The 3,214-nt window shown below is 41.8% G+C and carries 3 protein-coding genes; 1 reads left to right on the top strand and 2 read right to left on the bottom strand.

Going from position 1 to position 3,214, the window contains the following annotated elements:
• Positions 1-461 (top strand): HipA domain-containing protein (locus L654_RS0101585; RefSeq protein WP_024607049.1); only part of this gene is annotated, 461 nt, incomplete at its 5' end.
• A 335-nt stretch (positions 462-796) separates the two neighbouring features.
• On the opposite strand, the gene L654_RS1000000128500 is transcribed toward L654_RS0101585, so the two are convergent.
• Positions 797-931 (bottom strand): hypothetical protein, encoded by a 135-nt coding sequence (locus L654_RS1000000128500; RefSeq protein ID WP_263640613.1) that lies wholly within the window; start codon positions 929-931, stop codon positions 797-799.
• Between the two features lie 201 nt (positions 932-1,132).
• Positions 1,133-3,214: HsdR family type I site-specific deoxyribonuclease (locus L654_RS0101595; RefSeq protein ID WP_024607050.1), on the bottom strand; the 2,082-nt coding region annotated here is incomplete at its 5' end.

The following is a 3,214-nucleotide window of genomic DNA, read 5'->3' on the forward strand; positions in this document are numbered from 1 at the left end:
TACTTATATATACAAACAGCCAAGCCGAAGTAGAAAGGATGTACAAGTACATTGTATTTACCTGCTTAATTGGTAACGGCGATGCCCATCTAAAAAACTTTGCCTTGCAATATACACCTGATATGAAAAACATATATCTCTCACCACCGTTTGATATAACACACACAAAAATATACGAAACCATCGATAATAAAATGGCACTCAAATTGGCTAACAGCAAAGAGTTTCCAGACGTGTCGTATTTACTAAAGTTAGCTGAGGGCACTCACTTTAAAATTAGAAAAGCCAAAGAGATAATAGAATCTCTCAGCGACGGCATTATTGACTACCTTAAACACTCTAACGAAGTACAGCTACTTGATGGATTACGTGCATCAATAGAAGCCTCGGTATCCAGCACAATGACGCCTAGCTATTCAACTAAAAGCTACCGCCACGACAGAATAAAAAAGTTTGAGTAGCTGCAGTGCTCTTTAATTACTTTACGCAGCATCAATAAACATGAGTAAGGTTTGTGTAGATACATCATCCGTCAACCGTTGACGGGGTATAAAATGACGCCGCAGCGTTTTAAAATAGTCGCTTGGGTACGTAAAGCTCAGTCGCTAATTGTTTAGTTATAAATGCCTTTCCCAAAGCTTATACTTAATACGCAACAAGGAAGGAGGGGGTAATGTTACCCCCTCCTCCCTTTATCGTCACATTTTTGAGTTAGTAAGGAATTAAATTAAATTTGTTGTGTGGAGAATTGACCCGTCAACCGTTGACGGTTTACACAAAACACTACTACAGCCCTTTAAAACCCTGTCATAAACGTATCTACAAAGCGTTTAAATTTATCAGTAATGATGGGCAGTACTTTTTTGCGCTGCAATAAGCTGGGTTTAGTTTCGAGTACATCAGCAAAGTCTGAGTCAGAATATTTACTCAAAGGTCCGGACCTTTTAACTTAACTCCGGACCTTCACGGTTTAGGTCCGGACCTAATCATACTATTTCTATATAACCGCTGAGTCTTCAAACTACCGTTGTTAAACGCAAACAACATACTGTGCACATATAAAAATATATCTGCCATTGAACTAAGAGCGTTTATTTGCAAAAAACATGCTGATTTACATAATTAAAATGCATTAGTCTTGTGTCCAGCTATTACTAAGCGCTTCGGCTTGCTTTAAACACAGCTCGATTGCCTCATCTGCCTTATCTGGCGGGTACTTAAACTTGCGTAATGCTCTACGTACTAAGTTACGCAACTTGGCTCGCACGCTATCGCGCACCTGCCAATCAACCGTGGTCGACTTACGCAGCTTTTCGGTCACTTCTTTTGCTAAACTACGCAGCGAGTCATCACCAAGTTCGCGTACTGCGGATTCGTTTTGAATCAGCGCACGGTAAAATGCAATTTCGTCGGTATTTAACCCTGAATTTTCAGCCATTTCAGCATCGCCAGCCATATCTTTGGCCATTTTAATCAGCTCTTCAATCACTTGAGCTGTTTCAATAGCGCGGTTATGGTATTTACGCAGCGTTTCGAGAATACGGTCTGAGTATTTTTTCTCTGAGACTACATCAGTTTTCATTCGCGCTTTTATTTCGTCACGTAATAGTCGCTCGAGTAAATCAACGGCGAGGTTTTTTTCTTTCATGTTCGCCACGTCTTCCATAAACTCAGGCGATAACAAACCAATATTAGGTTTATCTAAGCCCACCAGCTTAAAAATATCGTCAACACCTTCAGCAATAATCGCATTGTCGATGATATGTTTAAGGGCTGTGTTTTTATCCTCATCGGTGCGACGTTTATCTACGGTAGTAAATTTACCCAGTGCGCTTTTTACTGCGGCAAAAAAGGCAATTTCAGTTTTAAGAGGAGCCACTTCATCTAGCGTGCCGCATAAAGTGTACGCCTTACTAAGCGCTGCCATCACATCTAAAAAGCGTTTTTTACCGTCAAGCTTACCATCGCCCGAGTTAGGCAAGCTTAAAATATGATTCATCACTTTTGGCAATAATTGCAGTGCGTGGGTTTCATAGTCACTGTAATCACAGCCATGTAGCATGCCGCGCACAATATCCATTTTTTCAAGTAATACCGCAAATGCTTCGTGGGCATCATGGGTAGGCTGACCACGACCGTTTGAATTCGTGTAAGTGTGCAGCGCGGCTTTTAATTCATTAGCAATACCAATGTAATCGACCACTAAACCACCGGGCTTGTCTTTAAATACCCGATTAACGCGGGCAATGGCCTGCATTAAATTATGGCCTTTCATGGGTTTGTCGATGTACATAGTATGGCAATTTGGCGCATCAAAGCCCGTTAACCACATATCGCGTACTATCACTAATTGCAGTGGGTCGTTTACATCTTTAAAGCGTTTTTCAAACAGCTTTTTAGTTTCTTTATTGTAAATGTGCGGTTGTAGCTTCGCTTTGTCTGACGCTGAGCCTGTCATAACAATTTTAATTGCGCCTTTGGCTGGGTCATCATCATGCCAGTCGGGTTTAATGGCGATTATGGCATTGTATAAATCAGCACAAATTTCGCGGCTCATTGCCACTATCATGCCTTTGCCCTGCATAGTATTAGTGCGCTCACTAAAGTGCGTCACTAAGTCTTTTGCAACTAAATTAACTCTGGGCTCACTGCCGACTAGTTTTTCAAGCGCTGCCCATTTTGACTTAGTATTTTCTCGGCTCGAAATATCCTCTTCGTCCTCAATCACTTCATCTACGTCATCATTTAAGCTTTCAATGTCTGTTTGGTCGATATCCAGCTTGGCAAGGCGTGATTCATAATAAATAGGCACAGTGGCACCATCGTCTACCGCATCTTGAATATCATAAACCGACACATAATCGCCAAATACGGCGCGCGTATCTTTATCGGCAACATCAATGGGTGTGCCAGTAAAGCCAATAAACGTCGCTTGTGGTAACGCATCGCGTAAGTGCTTAGAATAACCAAAGGTATATTCGCCTGTTTTGCTGTTTAACTTGGCTTTGTCGCCATATTGGCTACGATGAGCTTCATCTGAAATCACCACAATATTGTGGCGTTCACTCAACTTAGGATGGCTTTTCTCATCGGCTAACAGTGCAAACTTTTGAATAGTGGTAAATATAATCCCACCCGCTTGGCGAGCAGTTAAAATATCACGCAGCTCGTCACGATCCCCTGCTTGCACTGGCGTTTGTTTTAAAGTGTCGGC

The organism is Pseudoalteromonas sp. TAB23, assembly GCF_000498075.1.
Lineage (GTDB): Bacteria > Pseudomonadota > Gammaproteobacteria > Enterobacterales > Alteromonadaceae > Pseudoalteromonas > Pseudoalteromonas arctica.